This is a genomic window from Kurthia sp. 11kri321, from assembly GCF_001534765.1.
GTDB classification, from domain to species: Bacteria; Bacillota; Bacilli; order Bacillales_A; family Planococcaceae; genus Kurthia; species Kurthia gibsonii.
In genome coordinates, this window is sequence record NZ_CP013217.1 from 1,732,688 (window position 1) to 1,754,228 (window position 21,541).

At 33.9% G+C, this 21,541-nt stretch carries 17 protein-coding genes; 5 read left to right on the forward strand and 12 right to left on the reverse strand.

Annotated features, from left to right (window positions below; all coding sequences use genetic code 11):
* Window positions 1–221 precede the first annotated feature (221 nt).
* Genes ASO14_RS08925 through dapF form a run of 4 tightly spaced genes read right to left on the reverse strand, consistent with a single transcriptional unit; the run spans window position 222 to window position 5,362 of the window.
* On the reverse strand, window positions 222–1,655 hold the full coding sequence (locus ASO14_RS08925; RefSeq protein ID WP_231726945.1) for a HAMP domain-containing sensor histidine kinase: 1,434 nt from the start codon (window positions 1,653–1,655) through the stop codon (window positions 222–224).
* Entirely contained in the window at window positions 1,652–2,326 is a 675-nt protein-coding gene (locus tag ASO14_RS08930) for a response regulator transcription factor (RefSeq protein WP_068453990.1), read from the reverse strand. The genes ASO14_RS08925 and ASO14_RS08930 overlap by 4 nt, the downstream gene beginning before the upstream one ends.
* Window positions 2,326–4,380: a sensor domain-containing diguanylate cyclase gene (locus ASO14_RS08935; RefSeq protein ID WP_082701435.1), complete on the reverse strand. Its 2,055-nt coding sequence runs from the start codon at window positions 4,378–4,380 to the stop codon at window positions 2,326–2,328. The genes ASO14_RS08930 and ASO14_RS08935 overlap by 1 nt, the downstream gene beginning before the upstream one ends.
* 37 nt (window positions 4,381–4,417) lie before the next feature.
* Window positions 4,418–5,362 (reverse strand): diaminopimelate epimerase, encoded by a 945-nt coding sequence (gene dapF / locus ASO14_RS08940; protein ID WP_068453992.1) that lies wholly within the window; start codon window positions 5,360–5,362, stop codon window positions 4,418–4,420.
* Window positions 5,363–5,939: 577 nt separating this feature from the next.
* Here dapF and ASO14_RS08945 point away from each other — a divergent pair.
* Window positions 5,940–6,485 (forward strand): GNAT family N-acetyltransferase, encoded by a 546-nt coding sequence (locus ASO14_RS08945; RefSeq protein ID WP_068453994.1) that lies wholly within the window; start codon window positions 5,940–5,942, stop codon window positions 6,483–6,485.
* An 83-nt stretch (window positions 6,486–6,568) separates the two neighbouring features.
* On the opposite strand, the gene ASO14_RS08950 is transcribed toward ASO14_RS08945, so the two are convergent.
* Window positions 6,569–7,648: an undecaprenyldiphospho-muramoylpentapeptide beta-N-acetylglucosaminyltransferase gene (locus tag ASO14_RS08950; protein ID WP_068453995.1), complete on the reverse strand. Its 1,080-nt coding sequence runs from the start codon at window positions 7,646–7,648 to the stop codon at window positions 6,569–6,571.
* A 125-nt stretch (window positions 7,649–7,773) separates the two neighbouring features.
* Between ASO14_RS08950 and ASO14_RS08955 the strand changes: the two genes are divergently transcribed.
* Together ASO14_RS08955 and ASO14_RS08960 are read left to right on the forward strand one after the other, a co-directional pair.
* The gene (locus ASO14_RS08955; RefSeq protein WP_068453996.1) at window positions 7,774–9,120 is read left to right on the forward strand and encodes an MATE family efflux transporter; all 1,347 of its coding nucleotides are present in this window, start codon (window positions 7,774–7,776) and stop codon (window positions 9,118–9,120) included.
* 78 nt (window positions 9,121–9,198) lie between these two features.
* A complete protein-coding gene (locus ASO14_RS08960; RefSeq protein WP_068453997.1) occupies window positions 9,199–9,678 on the forward strand; it encodes a DUF1648 domain-containing protein in 480 nt (159 codons plus the stop codon).
* On the opposite strand, the gene ASO14_RS08965 is transcribed toward ASO14_RS08960, so the two are convergent.
* The 4 genes from ASO14_RS08965 to ASO14_RS08980 all read right to left on the reverse strand — a co-directional run bounded on the left by ASO14_RS08965 (window position 9,658) and on the right by ASO14_RS08980 (window position 13,159).
* Window positions 9,658–10,560 (reverse strand): CobW family GTP-binding protein, encoded by a 903-nt coding sequence (locus tag ASO14_RS08965; protein ID WP_068453999.1) that lies wholly within the window; start codon window positions 10,558–10,560, stop codon window positions 9,658–9,660. The two genes, ASO14_RS08960 and ASO14_RS08965, sit on opposite strands and share 21 nt — an antisense overlap.
* Window positions 10,561–10,613: 53 nt before the next feature.
* Window positions 10,614–12,110: a lmo1851 family serine protease gene (locus tag ASO14_RS08970; protein WP_068454002.1), complete on the reverse strand. Its 1,497-nt coding sequence runs from the start codon at window positions 12,108–12,110 to the stop codon at window positions 10,614–10,616.
* Between the two features lie 126 nt (window positions 12,111–12,236).
* Window positions 12,237–12,701 (reverse strand): YfmQ family protein, encoded by a 465-nt coding sequence (locus ASO14_RS08975; protein ID WP_068454004.1) that lies wholly within the window; start codon window positions 12,699–12,701, stop codon window positions 12,237–12,239.
* 254 nt (window positions 12,702–12,955) lie between these two features.
* Window positions 12,956–13,159 (reverse strand): hypothetical protein, encoded by a 204-nt coding sequence (locus ASO14_RS08980; RefSeq protein WP_068454005.1) that lies wholly within the window; start codon window positions 13,157–13,159, stop codon window positions 12,956–12,958.
* Window positions 13,160–13,274: 115 nt separating this feature from the next.
* Between ASO14_RS08980 and ASO14_RS08985 the strand changes: the two genes are divergently transcribed.
* On the forward strand, window positions 13,275–13,511 hold the full coding sequence (locus ASO14_RS08985) for a hypothetical protein (RefSeq protein WP_068454006.1): 237 nt from the start codon (window positions 13,275–13,277) through the stop codon (window positions 13,509–13,511).
* Between the two features lie 13 nt (window positions 13,512–13,524).
* Window positions 13,525–13,884 carry a VOC family protein gene (locus tag ASO14_RS08990; RefSeq protein WP_068454008.1) on the forward strand — a complete coding sequence of 120 codons (360 nt, stop codon included), beginning with the start codon at window positions 13,525–13,527 and terminating at the stop codon, window positions 13,882–13,884.
* A gap of 471 nt (window positions 13,885–14,355) precedes the next feature.
* Here the strand turns inward: ASO14_RS08990 and ASO14_RS08995 are convergent, their stop codons facing one another.
* The 3 genes from ASO14_RS08995 to ASO14_RS09005 are packed head-to-tail and all read right to left on the reverse strand — an operon-like array spanning window position 14,356 to window position 20,918.
* Window positions 14,356–16,809, reverse strand: coding sequence for a pPIWI_RE module domain-containing protein (locus tag ASO14_RS08995; protein ID WP_068454010.1), 2,454 nt, complete (start codon window positions 16,807–16,809; stop codon window positions 14,356–14,358).
* Window position 16,810: 1 nt separating this feature from the next.
* Window positions 16,811–19,792: a hypothetical protein gene (locus tag ASO14_RS09000; RefSeq protein WP_068454012.1), complete on the reverse strand. Its 2,982-nt coding sequence runs from the start codon at window positions 19,790–19,792 to the stop codon at window positions 16,811–16,813.
* Window positions 19,785–20,918 carry a restriction endonuclease-related protein gene (locus tag ASO14_RS09005; protein ID WP_068454014.1) on the reverse strand — a complete coding sequence of 378 codons (1,134 nt, stop codon included), beginning with the start codon at window positions 20,916–20,918 and terminating at the stop codon, window positions 19,785–19,787. The genes ASO14_RS09000 and ASO14_RS09005 overlap by 8 nt, the downstream gene beginning before the upstream one ends.
* Window positions 20,919–21,541 lie beyond the last annotated feature (623 nt).

Sequence of the window (21,541 nt, forward strand, 5' to 3'; positions counted from 1 at the left end):
GAATAACCTCCAAGTTTTTTGCCTAGTGGCATCTTTCCAATAGTTATAATAATAATATGAAAATCCACTGTATATTTTACCAATCATACCTGCTTGCATGTAAGCGAATTCTTTTAGCAATTAGATATAATATTTTTTCCCCTTCAATCTTACTACTCTTCACAAAAAATACAATATTTTTTATCAAATTCAGCAAATTTGGACTTGAAACACGTAATTACTTAATTTATTCCATCTTTATTGTTAAAATTAGGAATTTTAACAGTGAATTTCGTGCCTTTTCCTACCTTACTTGTTACTGAAATTTGTCCATCATACTTTTCAACAAGCATCTTGACGATTGCCAGGCCTAAACCGGTTCCTCCATGCTCTCTCGAACGTGCTTCATCCACTCGGAAGAAACGATCAAATATACGTGGAATGGCATCTGATTGAATGCCGATACCATTGTCTTCGACTTCGATTTTGTGGCACTCAGCCGCATTTGTCAAGCTTATTCGTATATTTGGAATTTTTTCGGTATAACGAATAGCATTTTGTAATAGGTTTCGTACAATTTGGTTATAAGCATCCCTTGATATTGCTGCATTCAAGGTATCATTTTCATTACTCACAAGTATGATTTCAGCCTCTGGATGTAATTGTTTTGTTTCATTTATTACTTTTTTAGTTTCTTCTATTAAATTTACTCCATTTTGAATATCTTTTTTCTCACGTCTTGCAAGGTCTAATAACTCTTCGATTAAAGAGCGCATTCTATGAATCTCTTGTAAAGACGTATCGAGTGATTCCGCCAATACTTCTGGATCATCTTTTCCCCATCGTTTGATTAAGTTTAAATGACCTTCTAAAATTTGAATCGGCGTACGTAACTCGTGAGAGGCATCGGAAATAAATCGTTGTTGTTGTAAAAAAGAATTTTCAAGTTCCACCATCATCTTACGGTACACATCAAGTAAGTCACCAATCTCATCATGCCTTTGTTCGTGCAATTCGATTTTTGCTTCAAAACCTTCTTTCGATACACGATTCATCTCAAAGCGTAAACGGTCAAGTGGTCGCAACAGCCTCGTTGCCAACGTGTAACCAACAGCTGATGATAACACAAGCGCTATCACACCCATTAAAATCATTGCTGTTAATAAATAGCGCATGAGTGATACATAGGAACTCAAAGGATGCGTTAATTGAATATATCCTTCAAACGCGCCTAGACGTAGTTTTGCAGTTGCTACAAAACTTTTTTCTCCATCCACTTTTAATGTTTCAAGTGCATAGCCTCGGCTGGGTACATCAGATGGTATGGCTGGAATCTCTTTTGTCGTATTATTAATGCGAAGAATTTCGACGCCATCTGCATTTAAAATACGTGCTGTTTGATTCTTATCGACAATGCCATTAATTAAATTCTCGTTGCGCTGGACTTCTTCAAGCGTTAAGTAAGGACCACGACTTTCAAAGAAGGATGTGAGGTCATTCATCGAACGTGTGACAGACTGTTTTTCATCTGAGAGTAGCCATGATTGTAATGATACATACATCACAACACAAATAAATAAATAACTAATAAAAATGACAAAAGCAGATATGAACGCCCACTTCGTTTTTAACGATTGGTGCATCCACTTCTGCATTATTTGTTGTTTGATTTTCATGTGCGCATCACATATCCCACTCCTCTTACTGTTTCAATTGCATGACTGTAGTCTGGTGGCAACTTCGCACGTAAATGACGAATGTATACATCAATTACATTCGTCTCTACCTCGCTGTCATACCCCCATACTGCTACAAGAATCTGTTCTCTTGTACAGACACGATTTTGATTTTGAACGAGTAACACGAGTAAATCATATTCAGTTTTTGTTAATTGAAGCGCCTGTCCTTCAACTGTGACTGTATACGCTTGCTCATCAATGAATAAATCACGGAAACGAAGAATAGGCGTTTCTTCCTCCTTCATTGTCGTTGTGCGTCGAAGTGCTGCTCGAATACGTGCTAATAATTCTTCAATCGCAAAAGGCTTTACAATGTAGTCATCCGCTCCTGCATCTAATCCCGCTACACGGTCCATAACAGCATCTCTAGCTGTAATGAGTAAAATGGGTATATCTGATTCCTTTCGAATGCGTCTACACACCTCTATACCGTTCAGTTCAGGTAGCATGACATCGAGTAATATTAAATCAAATGACTCGGTAAGAGCATAGTCCAATCCACTGCGACCATCGTATGCAACGGTTACATCGAACTGTTCGTGACGTAGCTCTAATTCAACAAAACGTGCAATGCTTTTTTCATCTTCTACCAATAAGATTTTTTTCATTACACATCCTCCTGAAAATACTTTTCTGAAATATGATATGAGTCTTTTCCGTTAATACGCTTTGCCACATATAACGCTTCATCCGCATGACCCATTAATTCATTAATAGATTCTCCATTTTTCGGATAGCTCGCTACACCGATTGAAGATGTTGGTGAGAAGTGTGTACTTCCAATCATCCAACCACGGCGTAGTGTATTTTGAATACGTTCAATTGTTTGTAGCGTTTGACGATTTCGCTTGTCATCATCTAATGACATATTCGATAAAATGACGATAAACTCATCACCACCAATACGCGCAACAATATCATGATCGCGTACACTTTCTAGTAAAGCTTGCCCAAAGTTTCGAATGAAGTCATCCCCCATATCATGTCCGTATAAGTCATTAATACGTTTAAAATTATCGCCATCTAAATAGAGTAGCGTCAGTGCAGTCCCCGATGTAATCGCTTGCTTCACTAACTTCGGAAACTCTAGTGTCACGTAACGACGATTCGGTAAGAGCGTTAAACTATCGTGATACGCAAGGAATCGAAGCTCATCTTCTTTTTGTTTACGCTTCGTTATTTCCCTGGCAATAATAACGAATTGATACACTTCAGAGCGTTCTGTATCTTCTACAGCTGTAATATGTGCTTCAATCCAGACACGTTCGCCTGACTTCGTACATAATTGTAATTCTAACTGTGATTCGCCTTCATTTTCTAAAAGCACATCAAGTTCTGTACTTAATACCATCTTACTCTCTTCTGTTAAAACACTTAAATAAAATTGACCAAGTAACTCCTCTTTCTCATAACCTAAACGAGATTCATGATTAGGCGAAACATATAGTACAATACCATCTTCATTCGTAATAACGATAAAATCATTTGTATTTTCTGTAATTAAGCGGAAAGTACGTTCAATATTGCGTAAATTCGTCATCATCACACGCTTATCTGTAATATCTAAACAAATCGACAAGAAGTGTTCGATTTCGCCATCTGATCCGTACATTGGCACAATGGTTGTATCCACCCAAAAATGCGTTCCGAGACGTGTTCGATTACAAATCTCACCACGCCAAGGCTGACCCGCTTTAATCGTATCCCACATCTCTTTATAAAAGCTTTTCGGGTGCTGTCTTGAATTAAGTAAACCATTCGTCTGTCCAATTAAATCTTCTTTTTTATATTGTGATATCTTTTCATATCCTGGACTAACATATTCAATGACACCTTCTGCATCCGTCATACATAGATTAGCAGCTTCATTTAGAGCGAATTGATACGCTTTCAAAATCGTACTTGCTTCATCTAAAGATTCCTGAAGCGCAATATTACGTGTATATTCCTGTGCCTGAATGCAAATTGCGACAACACGTTCATGCAGTAAAATAGGTGTGAAACTCAAAATAAATTCTGCTGTCTCTTGTCGCACCTTAATCAATTTTTGCCGAACCATTGTACGGCGACCTCGGCGTGCATTCGCCAGAGCATTAAAGAATACTACTCTTTTTTCTTCATCTAAATTTGCTATATCAAAAAAGTTTCTACTAAGAATATTGGGTTGGAAACCAAATGTTTCATAAAAACGCTTATTTGCTTTAATAACTTCATATTCTGTATTTAACACCAAAATAGGATTCATCTGTTCTTGAAACAATGTTCTTAAAAAGTGATTTTCTTCCTCTATTGTTTTTAAGATATCAACTTCTTTTGTAATAGCTAAGACCGCTTCTCCATTCCCGAATGGAATAACAGTTGTTTCGCTCGTTGTGGGTGTATTTGAAAACAAGTAAAAATCTCGGAATACAACTTGTTCTTTTGTCTCAAGCGCTTGTCTATAGTGGCGTTCAATGACATGTAGCGTTTCTAAAACTAGAACATGTTGTTGTAATGTTTGATTGATTGGCGATTGTTGTTGAAATACTTTTTCAAGTGCCACGGGATTAACATAACGATAAATGAATTGTCCATCTACGTTTTCCATGTAAAAAACGAAATCCGCACAATGTTCAAATAAAGTATGCAATTGGTTCACTGATGCTTCTATTTCGTTTCTCAAATTTCTTCCACTCCCCCGAGTTTGTTTTTCTCACGTTTCAAAAAGCAATACACACTTCTTTTATTTTTTGTAGATATTCACTTTGCTCCGTTAACTCTTCCTTTATATAAAGATGATTTTCGTCATCAATGTTCAATTCATATAATGCGATATATGTTGCATTTCCGATTAAGGATAATTTTGTTTCTGTTCCGCTTTGCTGCACGTGACACTTAACGAAACCACCTGGATTATAGACTGTAACCATATTTTCGTCCACAATGTGTAAAAGTGAAGCAACTAACGATGAGGCTGTCATCGCTGTACCACATGCATTCGTAAAGCCAACACCTCGTTCATATGTACGGACAAAAATTTCTGATGATGAGATTGGATAGACATAGCTAACGTTTACACCATCTGGCGTATAATTATTTTCGTCATTTAAGCGCTTCGCTAATTGCTCCTGATGTTTAAAATCTTCAATATATGCTTTAGGTACAATTGAGATTAAATGTGGATTTGGTACAGATACTGCTGTATAACGTAATTCTGTTGAAAAATCGGCAATCTGTTCATCAATTAATGTGTGCTGTGCATTATAGACCATTGGTAAAGAAGCTAAATCGAATGACACAGGTGCAATCTCTACTGCAAAAGCATGAATCCCTTCTACTAACTCACCTTGACGTGCAACATGTAAGTCTGCCTTCATTGTTTCGATAATCCCCTGATCTTTACCGAGTTTATTTAATACATAACGTGCCACACAGCGTAATCCATTTCCACACATTGACGCTTCTGATCCGTCCGCATTAATGACACGCATTTTTGCATCTGCATGTACTGATGGTAACACAACAAGTAGGCCATCTGCTCCACCATACTGCGCTGGGTCGCATAACCATTTACCGATTTCTGACCAATTCAACTCGTCATTTTTACCTTCTATTAAAAAGAATGTATTGCCTGAACCTTGAACTTTTAATACATCATATTTCATCGTTAAATCCCCCTACATTTCCTGTCTACTCTATCATAATTCTTATTTTTTATGGTTACAACCCTGTTCACTTGAAGTCATAATTTATTTTTTTGAGAATTTTATGCTTTTTTAATGAAAAATTGTATAAATTATATCAAATACTATACATTTGTTCTAATATTTTTTCTTATTTGAAATATTTTTTTGCTTTAAAACGGCATATTTTTATTTAAAAGAGGGTATATAGTAAAACCTTATTTAAAATTTACTAAGACGAATAGACACGATTTAGACAATTTTTAAGATTTTTTGTCATTAGGTAAGGGATTTTTTAAAAAAAGATAAAAATTTCGCATTTTTATCTTTTCAAATGATGTAATTCCTTGTATATTTAAATTGCAAAATAATTTCATAAATGAATCTCTATTCGTAATAGTAGATTTTAGGGAAGGCAAATGGTGCGTCACCAGTTTTCTGGTTCTAGTGGGTTCGATTCCCACCCCGAAATTTTTTATGCAACACTTATGAAAAATTTCGAAGGTGGAGCGAACATGGTATGTATGTTTGAAGGTCCACCCAAAAGGAGGCGTTAGGTATGCTTAAACAACGTGATCTTTACGAAAGTAATGAATTATTTGAATTGTTAAGCCACCCATCTGTCTTCCCTTTTGTCCGTCAAAAGGCTAAGACAGCAGATGAATTATGGTTTATGACTCGCCAGCTTATGGAGGAAGAAGAGCAAGGACTTGTTGTTTCTCGTACAATACTTGACGAGTGGGGCCACCCAATTGGGACGATTACACTATACGATATTGAAGATAAGGCTGGTTTTTTAGGCACTTGGATTGGTTTACCTTATCAAGGTAAGGGTTATAACCAACAAGCAAAACTAGACTTCTTCAATGAACTGTTTTTTGAACTAGACTTTCAAACTGTATTTATGAAAATTAAAAAAGAGAACATTAAATCTCAACGTGCTGCTGCGAAATTAGAGTATGCGTGTGATGCGAAAGAAAGTCACCCAGCACTATACGAAGAAATCAATGCAGGTGAACAAAAATTCGAATTGTTCAAAATCGAACGAGATAACTTCTACTTGTATACTGCTCGCCAAGCACAGGAGACAGAACAAGCGATGTAATAAAACAACCCCTTCATTTTAGATGGAGGGGTTTTGTGTGTAAAAAAAATCGAGAGAATCCTAAGACTCTCCCGATTAACTAATTATTTTTTCGCATATTGCATAATCAGTGCCACCATCTCGTCTGGTGTTTTTGGTGATTCTGCTTCTATCATATTTTGACGTAGAGCCGTTTCGTTCTCTTTTAATGTACGCAGTGCCTGCATGAAGCTTTCAGGTGTCAATTCTTCTTCTTGCAACACTTCTGCTAAACCTTGTTGTTTGAAAATTTTCGCATTGACGATTTGATCACCACGCGACTGCGCCATTGATAATGGAATTAATAACATGGGCTTTTCTAGCGCTAAAAATTCGAAAATCGAATTGGAACCAGCACGCGATACGATGTAATCACTCGCATGAAGTAAGTCAGGTAATTCAGTCGTCACATATTCATACTGCTGATAACCTGGCATTTCATTTAATGCCTCATCTATATTACCTTTACCACAAAGATGAATGATATTGTATTGTACAAGTAATTCCGTTAAGTTGTTGCGTACTGCTTGGTTAATGAACTTCGAGCCAAGTGAACCACCCATAATTAAGATGGTCGGCTTACCATTTGTAAATTGACACATCGCTAATCCTCTTGTTCGGTCACCTTCAAATAATTCTGGACGAATAATTGAACCTGTACAACTTGATTTTTCAGATGGTAAGTATTTTAATGTTTGTTTAAAAATCGTGAAAATATGTGATGCGAATGGTAATGAAATCTTATTCGCAAGACCTGGTGTAACATCAGATTCATGTGAGACAACAGGAATACCTAAAACTTTCGCTGCAATAACGACCGGTACCGATACGAATCCACCTTTTGAAAAGACAATCATTGGCTTTAATTTACGTAGTAGACCGACTGCTTGGAATACACCTGCCAGCACTTTGAATGGATCTGTAAAATTCTTCACCGAAAAGTAGCGACGTAACTTCCCACTTGAAATTGAATGAAACGGTAAATTTGGAAACGCTTCTGAAATAATTTCTTGTTCAATACCGTCCTTAGAACCGATATAATGAACGTCATAGCCTTTATCTAAAAATGATGGTATGATAGCTTGATTGAGCGAGACGTGCCCTGCTGTTCCGCCACCAGTTAATACAACTGTTTTCTGATTCATTTGTATAATAAACTCCATTCTATTTATACGATTTTTACATGTATAAAAATAATATCTTATTGTACTATACCAACCCATCCATGAAAAGGCACAATGGACTTAATTTTATGAAAGGAGGCGATTCTGTGTACGAAACGACTACGAACGGACAAAAGTGGAAATTGCTTTTAGTCATTGTTTCACCCATCTTAGTTACACAAATTGCACTATATTTAGTTACCTTTTTTGATGTATTATTCTCAAGCAAATACGGCACAACCGATTTAGCCGGTGTCTCCATCGGTTCGTCCATCTGGATGCCAATCTATGTAGGGATTTCTGGTATTTTACTATCTGTTACCCCTATTGTAGCACAATCAGTCGGCGCAAAAAAAATGAAAGAGGCAACATTTACCGTCCAACAAGGAATCATCGTATCAATTATTTTAGCAATGATTGTTTTCGCCTTCATGTTCTTCAGCATGAATACGATTCTCTCTTGGATGCCACTAGAACCTCATGTTCAAGATGTCGCACATGGCTACTTACTCGCGATGTGTTTCGGACTCGTTCCTTTATTCATCTACACTGTACTTCGTTGCTTCATTGATGCACTCGGACAAACAAGAATGTCGATGTTCATCACCTTAATTTCGACACCTGTAAACATCTTCTTCTGTTATCTTTTTATTTTTGGTAACTGGGGGTTCCCTGCACTTGGTGGTGTAGGTGCTGGTATTGCTTCTGCTATTACATATTGGATTATTTGCTTCATCGCGATTGGGATTACAATCAAAGCAAAACCATTCTCAAATTTTCAGTTGTTCAAGCAGTTTTCAAAACCCAACTGGAAGAAGTCAAAAGAGATTTTACTTATTGGCGTTCCCATCGGACTTGCACTCTTTGCTGAAACAGGTATTTTCGCTGTAGTGACAATTGTGATGAGCCAATACTCAACAGAAGTCATCGGTGCACATCAAATCGCCATGAACTTCGCTAGTCTCTCTTATATGATCCCACTTAGTATTTCTATGGGTGCAACCATTTTAATTGGCTATGAAATTGGTGCCGGACGCGCAAAAGATGCACGCGACTATACGAAAAAAGCCATCCTGCTCGCAGTGTCCATCTGTATGGTCACACTCGCTATTCTTATTGGTTTCCGCCATGAAATCGCGATGATTTATAGTGATGATGTCGATGTTCTATCTCTTGCTGCAAGTTTCTTAATCTATGCGGCATTCTTCCAATTATCAGATGCCATTCAAGCACCGATTCAAGGCGCACTACGCGGATATAAAGATGTTACGATTACCTCAATCATGGCTGTCATCTCGTATTGGGTAATCGCGCTACCATTCGGTTATGTACTCGCTACATTTTTCGATTTGGGTCCTTACGGTTATTGGATTGGTCTCATTACAGGTCTTGCAATTGGGGCCATCTCACTCAGTATTCGACTAAGCATTGTACAAAATAAATTCCGTTCATAAATTCCATAAAAAGGATGTTGTGAATTATTAAAAATCCCCTCCTCATGCTATAATAAAAGCACGAAGGAGGGGATTTTTATGTATCGTGTACTCGATTGGATCACACTTATTCTCTGGTTCGCCACAACTATGCTACTCATCATTTTCTTCAATCGCCTACCTGCAGAAGTTCCAAGTCACTATAATATTTTAGGAGAACCTGATCGCTATGCAAATCGTTGGTTTGTTTTCTTCATTCCAGCACTCGGTATCGCTCTTTGGAGTTTCCTACGTTATATGGAACAAAAACCACAATTCATGCACCTTCCAAAACCCGATCAACGGCTCGCATCAGAAGAACAGCATATGATTCTCTCTCGTATGACTAGCCTTTTAAAAAATGAACTCTTACTCTTCCTCACATGGATCATGTTGAAAAATGTACTTCTTGCACTCGATATCACTACGATTCATCTAGGTATATGGGAATTCGTCGCTTTTGTTGCCATTCTAGTCGTAACATTCCTCATCTACTATATTCAATTTAAGCGTGCTAAATCACAAAGTAGTAGTGGGTAAAGGAATCGCATCTACTCCGTCGCCGATAATCACTAACTTCGGCGGCATTTTTATGAATTCAGGCATCCACTGCGTTAAACCGTATGCGTATTGGAATAACATCGGCTTACTATTTCCTTTAATCGGCAAATACCCTTTCATACGATACACTGTCTCTGGTAATGAGCGCACCCAATCCTCAATCTCCTCTTGCGTAAATGCTTGGTCTGTAAAATCAACTAAGCGAGAACTAAGGTGCAAATGATGTCCAATATCTGCTTTTTCAATATCCGTTGGACGCGCTGTCGCTTGAATTTTATTTAAAAATGAATATGGTACTTTTGCATTCGTTGTTTGAACGATTAAAGCATTCGGATTTAGTGCTTGTAATTCGTATGTGACTTGCCCTAACTCTTGTTCTGTTAATAAATCTGCTTTATTTACTAATAATAAATGCGCATGACGAATTTGCTCTAAAAATAAAGAACGTGTTTGTGGTGTCATCTCATGACGCATCAACCAACGCTTACTATCTGCTACGGTTACGATGCCTTTAATATTCAATTGATCTGCAAAAAGCGGTGAATATACTGCATCTAATGCTTCCACAGGATGTGCAGCACCCGTTGTTTCAATCAATAAGACATCAAAATCATTCTCTGCTAGTAACCCTTGAATTTGCGCTTCTGTATTTTCAGAACCTGTACAGCAAATACAACCATTCAACATTTCTTTTAATGGAATGCCTTCTTCAACTGCTTGTGAATCAAAATTTAGTTCCCCTAATTCATTCATAATAACTGCAGGCTTTAACCCCTGTTCTTTTAATGATTTAATCATATTCGCGAGTAATGTTGTTTTACCACTACCTAAAAATCCACTTAATAAATACACATCTTTCATATATAACACTCCTTTATGAAAAAAGGGACAACTCATAAGCTGCCCCTTCCTCCTTATTGATTCAATTCTTTTAAAACAATTTTGCGTGCTTTTAATAATTGTGGATCATCTTTACGGATTTTCTCACGTAATTCATCCATTAATTTATTCGTCGTTTTGCCTTTTAATATACCATCTACTGTTAGTTTATTATTCGCTTGGAAACGACTGACCGCATAAGATGTGTACTCATCATATAATCCATCAATTTTGCCTGGATTATAACCAAGTGCCTTCAGCATTTTTTCTGCTGCCTTCACTTGTTCTGATACATCCCCTAATTTCATTGTTTTAGAAGGATCTAAATATGGTAACGAAGCATAACTTGGATAATCTACTTTAACAGTTGGTTGAATTCCTTTTTTATGAATCCATTTACCTTCAGGTGTTAACCATTTACCTGTTGTATATTTTAACGTAGAACCATCTTCTAAACTTTTCGCTGTTTGCATCGTACCTTTACCGAATGTTTTTTCACCAACTAATGGAATATGTGCATCTTCATTCATCGCTGCTGCTAGAATTTCAGAAGCAGAAGCACTACCACCATCAATTAATAACGCAGTTGGCACATCTACTTTACGACCATTTTGAGCGCGAATAATCTCTTTTTGACCATCTTTCGGCTCAATTTGCATAATCGGTTCACCCGCATCTACGAATAGACTCGCAATATTAACGGCAGTTGTTAAAATACCACCTGGATTTTGACGAACATCGAGTACAAGACCTTTCATACCCTTCTTCTCCATCTCATCCAGCTTCTTCAGTAATTCTTGATACGTTTGGTCCGCAAATGTTGTAATTTGAATATGTGCAATTTTATCTTTTGTCATTTTTGCATAGACCGTTTCGATTGGAATTGCATCGCGTGTGATCGTCACCTTGTGTAGTTTTGAATCTTTTCCACGCTGATATTCTAATGTCACTTTCGTACCTTTTTTACCACGAATTTTTTGTACGGTCTCTGTTGCTGTTTTTCCTACAACCGATTTACCATCAACTGATTTAATAATATCATTTGGACGTAAGCCAGCCTTTTCTGCAGGTGAGTTTTTAATTGGCGAGACAATCATAATCTGACCATCTTTTTCTTGAATCTCTGCACCAATCCCATCAAAACTAGATGAGATACTATCATTAAATTGTGTTGCTTCTTCCTTGCCTAAATAGTTTGAATAAGGATCACCTAATGACTCAATCATCCCTTTTAACGCACCATTCACAAGTGCATCTTCATCTATTTTTTCATAGTACGATTTGTTTAGTTCATCATATGTATCAAATACTTTTTGGAATTCTTCATGGTTTGGTGTGCGTACTTCGACTACCTTCTTCTCCCCAACCGTTAAAGCAAAAATTGTGATACCTGATGTCGCAAGAATTAATACAATAATCATCATAATTAGTGTAAAGGGCTTCAGGCGAATGTATTTACCAGCAGGCTTCGTTTCTTCCGAGGCTTTCGGTTCTACTTCTGGCTGTTCCTCTTGCTTTTTCTGTTCGTCCAATATCTTTCACCACTTTCACTCTCGTCACGTGTACATACACTGCTTCTATTTTAACAGGTTCTTAGCGTAACGAAAAGTAATAAAAAAAACGAATGATTGATTCGCTCAATCATTCGTTTGATCACATTAAACAAGTTGCATATGTTTACTGCAAGCTGCTTGACCTTTTAATGTTGTATTTGATAGTTCTTCTGAGTTTAAGCTGTAAGAGATTACTTTTTTATTGCGTTGTTTTACTACATTTACACGATCTTCTGCATAATAAACAGATAGTGTTGAATGTTTACCTTTTTTATTCACATCGATTACGTACGGTACAATGTCTGTATCTGGATTTAATACTTCATCTTCGAAACCTTTAAAAATTGGATTACGTACTAAAAATGCGGCTTCATTAAATGATTGGATGAAATCTTCTTTCTCTTGTCCTGTTAATTCTTTTTGGTCAAATGTAATTGTTACTTCTTCTGACTTCAACTTTTGATGCATCGCATAACGTTCTGTCAACCAAACAACCACGATATTTGGTGGTGCTGTAAGTAATTTGACTACTGTCCCAAGTACAAGCGTAATAAGTAATGCCCATGACATAATGAAAACATCTCCTAAATAATAAGTTCTAGTTAATTTGTAATGAATATTGATTACGCTTTTATCCTATCATATGGACATGTAAAATCAATCCTACTTCTTAAATGTTCACGAGATAGGCACAATACCTCTTATGGTATTTGACAAAAAGGTGAATTTCTTTTGTCAGAACATATTCAATATTCATAAATCACATTTATTCGTGTAGAATAAGAACTTTAGGGGTTTTCTCTATTTCAATGTTTGTTACAGTATTATTTCTTTTGGAACGCGCGCACCGCAAATACAATAATTAAAATCCCTACAATAAACGAGATGATTCGCACGATATAATCGGCTGTCAAAAAGGACGACAACGTATTCGCCTCATCATAACCACGTCCTGAAATAATCGACGGTGCTAAAATGATTAAAATTCCTAGTATGACATAAATAATTGCAAAGACCGTTCCTTTCACATCATTCTCTCCCTTCAACTCCCTTCTCTTTACCACTTGTTTTGAAAACTTACACAAAAACTATTTTAATTCCATTTTTTTACTTTATACTAATATTTAGGAAGGTGGTGACGGTATGACAGAAAAAAGTAGTATCGTATTAAGCGCAAGCTTTTTAATAGCGAGTGGCATTGTCTTCAGTTTAGAGCACATTGCTACGATGATTTATTGGTTCGCCCAAGTATTCACAGGCAGTTATCCAACCGAACCCGACCATAACCCGTTCTTATCGAATTTCTTCATTATTATTTTCTTAATTCTTAGCCTTATTTTCTTTGCAATGTTCATTAATTTACGTGGAAAACGTATATAAGGAGGAACCAACCATGTTCATCGACATCGATCATATCCAATTAGCTGCTCCGAAAAATAGTGAAGCTGCTTATAGACATTTCTTTCATGACATCTTAGGTATGCCTGAAATAGAAAAACCAGACAATCTAAAAAAACGCGGCGGCGTATGGTTCAAGTGCGGACAGCATGAAGTACATATCGGTATTCAAGAACCCTTTACCCCCGCAACGAAAGCACATCCAGCCTTTATCGTGAAAGACTTAGCTCTACTCAAAGAAACATTACACGCACACAACATCGAGACAGTTGAAGATGAACCACTTGAAAACGCGATTCGCTTTTATGTGAATGACCCTTGCGGAAATCGCTTAGAGTTTTTAGAGCGTATTTAGGGTGAGGAATAAAAAAAGTCTGGGACAAAAGTATTTTCAACAGAACAAATCCCATATGATTTTGAAAAATCATACAGGATTTGTTCGTTCACATCAATTTCTGCTTCGAAAAACGCTTTCCGCGGGCATGGCTTCAAACTCCTCGTCACTACGTTCCTGTGGGGTTTTCAGCTCATGCTATTCCCGCAGGAGTCGTTTTCTACGCGTTCAATTGATTGGATTATTCGCATTTGAGACATATTATTTTGTTCTGTTCCAGGATCTTTTTTGTTTTTTAAAATAAGATTTCTCAAATTACACTGAAAACCCACGATACTTTTATATCATAATGGTGAATATATATTTTAAAATATCTCATTCTAATAATTCGTCTACATAAAAAGATAGTATGATCCGACACAAATAAGAAACTCAAGTCTAATCATTAATATTTTTATACGCTAGTATACTATATTGATTCAACCTTTTATTCTAATAAATATATTCTTCCAATTGAGAAGCCATGTGCAATAATAAAGGAGCTTGTAATGTACCTTTATATTGATGTGCAAACTCTCGATAGTTATGAACTAAACTAATCCATTCATTCGGGTCATCTAAACTATTCAAATGAATTGGGTAAAGTTCTACAATATTTGAAATCTTACATGTTTTATTAGGGTTTTGCATAAGTATTTTACTATTATTGGAATACCTAGTATTTCCATACTCTTTATCTTTTGGTTTTTGGCCGATGCTATAATATACACCATTTAAAATGAATATCCCTGTTTTAGATTGATAGTCCCCTTTATCATTTAAAGGTGTCAAGTAATCTGGAACTTCAGAATTATTTCTTACTCTAATAATTCGAAGTTGGTTTCCCTCATCAAATTGCACTCCTTCAGACTCTTTACCTTTTTCAAACCAAATTGATTCTAATGTATAATCTCCTTTTTTATCAACAGAAGCCAAATTTTTATCTGTTATAAATCCCCATTCTTTTCTAGTAACACCATCACTAAAAATCATCAATAAATGTGGTTCATCTTTTCGATGGTTCAATTCATGAATTTTATCTTTTATATCCTTAATTATACGATTTGCTTTAAACTGCTTTCGCCCTTCAAATGTAGATATTTTTTGGAATTCTAAGCTAGATTCCCAATAATATTTGCGACCTTTCCAAAGAGACGGGCATTCAACAAAAGTAGGTCCTTTATTAGCACTACGTTCAATATATACAAATATACGATTTGTAATTCCATATGGCGTTCTTTTAAAATTAATAATATGAATTCCTGAAAAAACCGTATTATAATTAATTGTTTTATATTTTCTAGTTTCAAACGAATCAATATACCCTAATTGTCTTAAAGCATCTAAGATTGCGACTTTAACACGCAAATTTAGATTACTCTTGTCTGCGCTGCAATCGATAAATTGTGATAACCTTCCTGTTGTAGCTAAACCTGCACGAATAGCTTTTTTAGGGTCTTCTTTTGCTTTATAGTATAATTCACCATTTTCATCTAAAAAAGGTAATAAAACAAAACACATCGTCATTTCTTTTACTTCATCCAATTTCTCATTAATTTGAAGTATTTTTTGTTCGTGTCTTTCTAAAGTCTTTTTCGCACCATCCAAACCTGAAAGTATTTCATTTTCTTGTTTATAATTTATATTTAACTTGAAGTTAGCTATATTAACTTCACCTTCTTCTGCTCCAAATATATCAGTTAACTCTTTTTTGAAAGTACTAATCCATTCAGTTTTATCACCCATATAAAGAATTTCAATGTTTAATACATTGCGCCCTGTTACAGTCAAAAGTGTATCATACAAATTTTCAATATTTTCTAGGTTAGATGAAATTTTTATTTTACTATTTTGACCAATTACACTATTACTTTTCAAGCTAGGAGCTAATGGTTCGATGATTTCAGATACTTCTTCTTGAATCCATTTATTTAATATGTGGCGGTCTTTCATAGACTCTCCAGAACCTACAAAATTTTTACCGAAACTTAATCTATGGGCGACATAAATGTTTTCATACATATTTGGCTTTTCAACTAAACTTTTAACATCTGGTAAAGTACTACCTATATAAATAGTACTGTATATTTTTTGTTGTAATGGATCCCAGTACAGCTTATCTCCTTCTTTAACTAATTCTATTTTCACCAATCTATCGTCTAAATTAAAATAGGTAGACGTTCGAGATGCCCACTCATTGTTTAAAGGCAATTTATAATTCATCCATCGCGAAATACTGAATTTGAAATGTAGCATGGGTAATCTTTGATGAGGTGTTGTTTGAATTTCTGCAATAACCTTAATAGAATAATAAATTTTATTATTTTTCATCTCATAATAAAGATTATTTGGTTTTGAGAATAAGCCATTTGAACTTTGTATGAAATGCACAATATTATGTTCAATGTTTAGAGGCTGTTTTTGTAGTTGCTGATAAACAAGGCGTGGAATAACTTCAAATGCTAAATTATTTTCTTCTAATTCCCCATCAGTTCTAGTTAATTTCAAAGACTCATAGTCACTTTCTAAGTTTGTTACCACATCTAACTTTTCGACCCATTCTTGAAACATCTCTTTTACATGAGGTTGTTTTATATTTTCAATCGTTTCCTCAAAACAAATTTTAATTATAGCTACAGCTAATAGCTCATCAATTGGTTTAGTAGAAAGTATCCATGTAGAGTCCTTATAAGTATTTTTCAGGTCATTTATATATACTATATTTGAATCCCAACTATATAAAAATTCTTTAATTTGTTTGAAAGGCATATGTTTTTTATCTTTTGCTAAACGAGCATTTACAGATTTAAAACTTTCAACCCATTGCTTTGGATATTTATAACGATATACTTTCACTTCTAAATTTGATTTTAACTTATATGCTTGCAATTTAATTGTTTTAAACAATTTATTTTCCTCTCCTTAATCCCTCCAAAAAAGGCATGTATAATTTTTCCATCAAAACTCCATACTGATCATTTTCACATCCACCTTCTAAATATTCTTCTATTTCTTTTAACAAATTGAATGAAATTTCTTTTTCTCCTGTGAATGCATGATCTAATAAAAAGATTTCTGGTGGTTCTACGCTATAATCTGTCACTCTCAATAATCGACCAATTAATTGCATTAATAAAACTAGTCGGGAGACAGTAATATTCTTTTTTAAAATATCATCAGCATGGCTAATGCTATAAAAGTCACGTAAAATATCATTCCAAACTTTTTGTGCATGACTTCTCGCATTTTGAATTTGATTTAAATATTCTGATCCATAAACTGTAGCGCTACAATTACTTAAAAATTCTGTCACTTTACCATTTACAATTGTAACAGCCTCTCCCACTTGTTTGGGCTTGGACATTGGTCTTATAAGTACAAATAACTTTTTAAAAAGTGATTGTCCATTGTTATCTACTATATTGAACCCTCTTGAAATAGCTGTTGCAGGTGCTACTAAAAATTTATAATCTATATTTATAGAATTATTCAACTTATTCCTTTGTATGCAATAATTTTCTGCTTTTTTTGAATCTGGAACTAACCTATATACTTTACAAGCTAGAATTCGATTTAATATCTCTTGAACCCACTTCGCTTGTTGATAACTGTTAACAATAATTAAAGATCGCCCTTCTTCTTCAGCAGCATTAATAAAAACATCTTTAAATTCTTGACACATTTTTTCTAATGCCACCTTCTTATCTTTTGTACCTGAAATTCTTATATCTGTTTTCATGTGTTTTATCTTAATTTTCTTTATAAATTCTTGCATTTCATTGGGCGGTTCTAGAATATAATTTACCTTTCGATAAATATGACCTGCTTGACTTCCAGGCGCAAAACTTGAACCAGATAATAAAATTGTATGAGGACCTAAAGCTTTACCATGCTCATCAATTTTCAAATAAGGTAAATCAATCATTGCACTTCTTCCTATAGCTTGCTGTCTAAAAATTTGAAGTGTATTTTGTTCTCTATCATATAAAAAGCCAAAACGATTATTAGTAGGTGAATTCGGCAACAAACCTTTTAATTTATTATTTATTTTTCTAAATATATTTGGTAATGTAGCTTGATCTATACTATCATGTATCTTTTGTACTTGTTCTAATTCAGTTTGCAAAGAAAATATATATTTTTCAGTAAATATCAATGCGATTAAAAACCGGACTATTATCTTATACTCGCTTTCAATTCCATAGCGTTCATACAATTCTTCATATTTAATTTTCAATTTAGCTGAATTTAAAATATATGCATCTTCTAAATCTGAAAATTCAGACTTATTGTTTTGCACAAAACTTAAGTAATCTTTGATAAATTGATCAGGTAAGAATTTCAACGAATTAATTAATACATATCCTGAAAACCATTGTCCATATTTAATATTCGAAAAATTTTCATGTATGGTTTTAGTATTAATCAAAGATTTTACCTCAGATAATGTTGCTATTACCATTGTAAAACTCACATGTAAATCTCTATAGGATTCAAATTCCGAACCTAAGATAGCTTTTTCAATATAATTTTTAATTTCCGAAAAATTACTTTTTAATAAATCCTCTGTATACTCAGCTTCATTTAATGTTGAATCTAATCGTACTTGAATAGCATCTGCTTCATCGAAAATTACAACATCCATAAAGTCGAGTGCATATTCTAATAATAACAACCTTCCACGTTTTTTAATCATACCTGTCCTAGTAGTTAACAGACTATTCACATTGGTAAAAATAGTAGATGCCTTATTAAGCTTTCTAATATTTTGTTTTCTTGGACAGATTGAAAAAAATGGACATAAGATAGCTTGATCATTATACTTCATGTTATAACATGGCTCTTTTCCATAATTAGTTAAAGAATCGTACACACCTTCTGCTAAATTACTAATATAGCAATTTCCAGTTAAATATTGTGCGTAATGCTCATTTACTATCATTTCATCATATTCTATTACTTTTTGTATTCTATTTTGTTGGTTCCTCTCTCCATTAATCGCTACTGCTTGTATTCCTAACTTTTCAAATAAAAACGTATTATCCACTACTTCTTTCACTGTTTCAAATAGCACCATTGATCGATAACCCTTTTTTGCTAAGTAAAATACAAGTACTTGAATAAGTGTAGACTTCCCTGTTCCTACCATGCCTATAATATGACAAACTTCTTTGATAGTAATATTCTCTACTTCCTCAATACCATATTGATTATTCAAACTAACTTTAAAACTTTCTAAACGCTTTCTATAGCTTTGACGTTTTAAAAAACTATTTCGTGAAATAATTTCATCCATTTCTTCTGCTACAATTTTTAAATCTTTTATAGATATTTTGATATCCCCACCTTTTTTAGGCTTCGGTGATTCTAAATCATATAGTGGTAAGTTATAAGCTGAGATATCAATTTTTTTATCATCAATCTTTACGTAAGAAATATCTGTTTTAACTTGCGGAATGCTCAACTCTACTTCCTCTACTACATTTCGAAATAAATATTCATATACTCTAATTCTTTCACTTTCGAAATCTATATTCTCTCTAATATGCAAAATATCATTTATATTAAATAGTCTCAAGTTATCTTCTAACTGCATATATAGTTGAATTGCTTTTTTCATTTGCTGCATACTTGAAAGTGATTTCAAGTTTTTATTTAGAATATCTAATTCATAATGGATTTTTGAAAACTCATTCCTTCCTATTTTATGTAGGTTTTGAAGTAACCCTTGCAAGTTTTTTACTTTTCCAGTGATTTTGTTGAAATAATTGTAATAAAGTAAACACTCTAGCTTAATAACATTATCCATATCTTTTTTTTGAATTATATTATTTCCATGACTATGAATAGTATAGATATCTTTTAGTAACTTACTATATACTTTAACCATTACGTTTTGCTTCCTCCCTCACTATTTTCTTAAGTGATTTCATTGTCATGGATTCTACCCCTTTATCATCCAGAATATTCCGAATTATTTGTATATAATCCTTTTTCTGCACGCGATGGTCTGGTACAACGAGAATTCGCCTCTCACTTCCTTGTAAATTTTTAAAAATGCCTTTACTTTCAATATGATGAGCTAACAAATACGGACTAAAATAGCTTTTTACATCAACTGCTAATACAGTAGATGATGTTACAATTTTTAAATCATAACGGTCTTTGTCTGGCCATAATGCAACATCTAACTTGAGAGCTTTGCAATATTCATAAAGCTCTAACTCATCTTTTCCTGGTAAGGACATAAACTTCATTACTCCTGGTTTTAAACGAAGTTTAGTAGTTTTATCTTTTATTTCTTCTACATGAAAGAAATTATCCGTATTATTATAACAAAGTCTATCTATACAGCGCTCATTGAAAGTTGTCTTAACTACTGTCCATTTACAAAACCCACAAATCCCTACTACATTTTCAGGAATTGGTTCAAAAGCAGTTTCAATAAATTTATCCATGTAATCTGTTGTAAGTCCCATTTTTTTACCTGACTGATTAAACTCATATTTATCAATTAAATTGATAATAGGGTGTTCAATTATATATTTTCTTAGAAATACATATTGTTCTTCGCTAACAAAAGCAAACTGCTCATAAACAGCTCCCTGCATTGCTTCATAGTTAAAACTTTGACTAGCTGCTGCTAATTCTTCACACCAAGAGGTTACCTCATAATGAGTTCGTTCTGGACTTAAATAAATAAGCCTTTCTTCATTCTCTTGATACACAAGTAAATTTTGAAAATGTGGATGTTTTCCACATGGCCATTCATCTAATGTTTTAGAAAAATAGTTATTTATAGCATCTGTTTCATTTTGTGGTGCAAGAGGAACACCTTCTTCTGTAACAATTCCATTTTCTAGCATAAAAAGACCTAATTCTTGAATTGCTTTGACTAATTCTGGTTGTTGAAAGTAAAAATATTCTTCATTTTTCTTTAGTTTTTCATAAACAAACTGTTTTTTTTGCAATCCAAACGCTAAATCTGCTAGAATTCCAAAGAATTTTTTTTGCATGTTTTCACCTCAATTAAAATGTACTTTCTAAAATATAGCAAATTAAAAGATTGTTTATAGCATTAAGCTATTTGAAAGAACATTTACTATTTCTGATTACTTTATTCTATTAATCGTATACACGAGTAATATACTTTTAATAAAAAATACAATATCTTTAATAAATATAACAAAAAATAACATATAATCAATTAGAATATCATTGAGATTTTCATCTTAAATGCACATCATTAGACAAAAATTTTAGCAACAGATTAGATTTAATCGACTTTATATAATTTTTATTTTAAGTAGTAAGTTTTTAAATGACTGTACTAAAGCATTAATATTATTAATCTTTAAAATATTTTAACGGTACACTCAACTTCATTTTTAAAAACCTCATCATGAACTATTTTTTAAACGTAAATTACGTTTTTATATTCATTTAATTGTAATATTCATCAAAAATACTTCAATTAAAAACGAATAATACGTTTTAAACTCAATAAATATATTTAAGGATTATTTAGATGCGAAAAAAAGTTATATTTAAACCATTTATATTTCTTTTAAAGAGTACTTGATGTATCTAGTTCGCTTTTAATTTATTAAAAAAACCCGTACCCTATTAATATTTTAAA

Excerpts from the sequence above, each read along its gene's own strand:
- ASO14_RS09000 (WP_068454012.1), bottom strand. The coding sequence starts at position 19,792 with ATGGTTAAAGTATATAGTAAGTTACTAAAAGATATCTATACTATTCAT.
- ASO14_RS08945 (WP_068453994.1), top strand. The coding sequence starts at position 5,940 with ATGCTTAAACAACGTGATCTTTACGAAAGTAATGAATTATTTGAATTG.
- ASO14_RS08985 (WP_068454006.1), top strand. The coding sequence starts at position 13,275 with ATGACAGAAAAAAGTAGTATCGTATTAAGCGCAAGCTTTTTAATAGCG.
- dapF (WP_068453992.1), bottom strand. The coding sequence starts at position 5,362 with ATGAAATATGATGTATTAAAAGTTCAAGGTTCAGGCAATACATTCTTT.
- ASO14_RS08930 (WP_068453990.1), bottom strand. The coding sequence starts at position 2,326 with ATGAAAAAAATCTTATTGGTAGAAGATGAAAAAAGCATTGCACGTTTT.
- ASO14_RS08925 (WP_231726945.1), bottom strand. The coding sequence starts at position 1,655 with ATGAAAATCAAACAACAAATAATGCAGAAGTGGATGCACCAATCGTTA.
- ASO14_RS08950 (WP_068453995.1), bottom strand. The coding sequence starts at position 7,648 with ATGAATCAGAAAACAGTTGTATTAACTGGTGGCGGAACAGCAGGGCAC.
- ASO14_RS08965 (WP_068453999.1), bottom strand. The coding sequence starts at position 10,560 with ATGAAAGATGTGTATTTATTAAGTGGATTTTTAGGTAGTGGTAAAACA.
- ASO14_RS08975 (WP_068454004.1), bottom strand. The coding sequence starts at position 12,701 with ATGTCATGGGCATTACTTATTACGCTTGTACTTGGGACAGTAGTCAAA.
- ASO14_RS08960 (WP_068453997.1), top strand. The coding sequence starts at position 9,199 with ATGTATCGTGTACTCGATTGGATCACACTTATTCTCTGGTTCGCCACA.
- ASO14_RS09005 (WP_068454014.1), bottom strand. The coding sequence starts at position 20,918 with ATGCAAAAAAAATTCTTTGGAATTCTAGCAGATTTAGCGTTTGGATTG.
- ASO14_RS08990 (WP_068454008.1), top strand. The coding sequence starts at position 13,525 with ATGTTCATCGACATCGATCATATCCAATTAGCTGCTCCGAAAAATAGT.